Genomic DNA, 1,669 nt, shown 5'->3' with positions numbered 1-1,669 from the left:
TCCCACATTGGAATGCGTTCGACTGTGGGAGCGAGCCTGCTCGCGAAGAGGCCCGCACTGGCTAGCCTTTCCATCTGATCCATACTTGCTCCACAGCCAACGGAGGACAGGCTCATGCACCGCAGCGACGTTCTGATCATCGGCGCCGGCCCGACCGGTCTGGTGCTGGCTCTGTGGCTGAGCAAACTGGGCGTGCGCGTGCGCATCATCGACAAGACCTCCGCGCCCGGCACCACCTCGCGGGCGCTGGCGGTGCAGGCGCGCACGCTGGAGTTGTATCGTCAGCTGGATCTGGCCGACACCGTGGTGCGCAACGGGCACAAGGTCGCGGCGGCGCATTTCTGGGTCAAGGGCAAACCGGTTGCGCAGTTGCCGCTGCAGCGCATCGGCGAAGGCCTGACGCCCTACTCGTTCATCGAAATCTTTCCCCAGGACCAGCACGAACGGCTGCTGCTCGAACGCCTCGAAGACTATGACGTGGTGGTTGAGCGCAACACCGAACTCGAAAGTTTTGAAGAACTCGGCGACGGCCTCACCGCGCATCTGCGCTTGCCCGACGGGCAGCAGGAAATCTGTCAGGCATGCTTTCTCGCGGGCTGCGATGGCGCGCGTTCGGTGGTGCGCAAAACCCTCGACACCGGTTTCCCGGGCGGCACCTATCAGCAGATTTTTTACGTCGCGGATGTGCAGGCCAGCGGCCCGGCGCTTAACGGTGATTTGCACCTGGATCTGGACGAAGCGGATTTTCTCGCCGTCTTCCCGTTGGCCGGCGAAGGCCGTGCGCGTTTGATCGGCACGGTGCGCGATGAACGTGCCGATCGCGCCGAAACCCCTGCAATTCGCCGACGTCAGCCACCGCGCCATCGAACACCTGAACGTACACATCGACGAGGTCAACTGGTTCTCCACCTACCGTGTGCATCACCGCGTGGCCGAGCATTTTCGCAGCGGTCGGGCGTTTCTGCTCGGTGACGCGGCGCACGTGCACAGCCCCGCCGGCGGCCAGGGCATGAACACCGGGATTGGCGATGCAATCAACCTGGCGTGGAAACTCGCCGCCGTGCTCAACGGCAGCGCCACGGCGCAACTGCTCGACACTTACGAAACCGAGCGTATCGCGTTCGCCCGCCGATTGGTGTCGACCACCGACAAAGTATTCACGTTCGTCACCGCCGAGGGGCGCATCGCCGATCTGCTGCGCACGCGCCTCGCACCGTTTCTGATCCCGAAAATGGCCACGTTCGACGCCAGCCGCGAATTCCTCTTTCGCACCGTCTCGCAAGTCACCCTCAACTATCGCGGCATGCCGCTGAGCCAGGGCAGCGCCGGCCACGTCCACGGCGGCGACCGCCTGCCGTGGGCGCATGATGGTGAAGGCGATAATTACGAGCCGCTACGCCAGCCCTGCTGGCAGGTGCATGTGTACGGCGACACCAGCGACGAGATGATCGCCTGGTGCCACGAACATCATTTGCCGCTGCACGTGTTCGATTGGCGCCCGGCGTTTGACACGGCGGGGTTGGGGCGTAACGGGTTTTATTTGCTGCGCCCGGATACCTATGTGGCGATTGCCGACAACAGTGCGGATCCGAAGGTGATCGAGCGGTATTTCCGCGATCACGGCATCCGGCCCTACTTCAACTGCCCCTGACCCAAGAACACCCTGAAT

1 pseudogene is annotated in these 1,669 nt (G+C 63.4%); it reads left to right on the top strand.

The annotated features are described in order from the left end of the window. Positions 1 to 114: 114 nt before the first annotated feature. A pseudogene (locus HT737_RS32445) lies at positions 115 to 1,651 on the top strand (FAD-dependent oxidoreductase). Positions 1,652 to 1,669: the final 18 nt, after the last annotated feature.

It is taken from the genome of Pseudomonas sp. MD195_PC81_125 (assembly GCF_014060985.1).
Classification (GTDB): domain Bacteria; phylum Pseudomonadota; class Gammaproteobacteria; order Pseudomonadales; family Pseudomonadaceae; genus Aquipseudomonas; species Aquipseudomonas parakoreensis.
The sequence above is the reverse complement of the archived record's forward strand: the minus strand, read 5'-3'. Positions and strand labels throughout refer to the sequence as shown.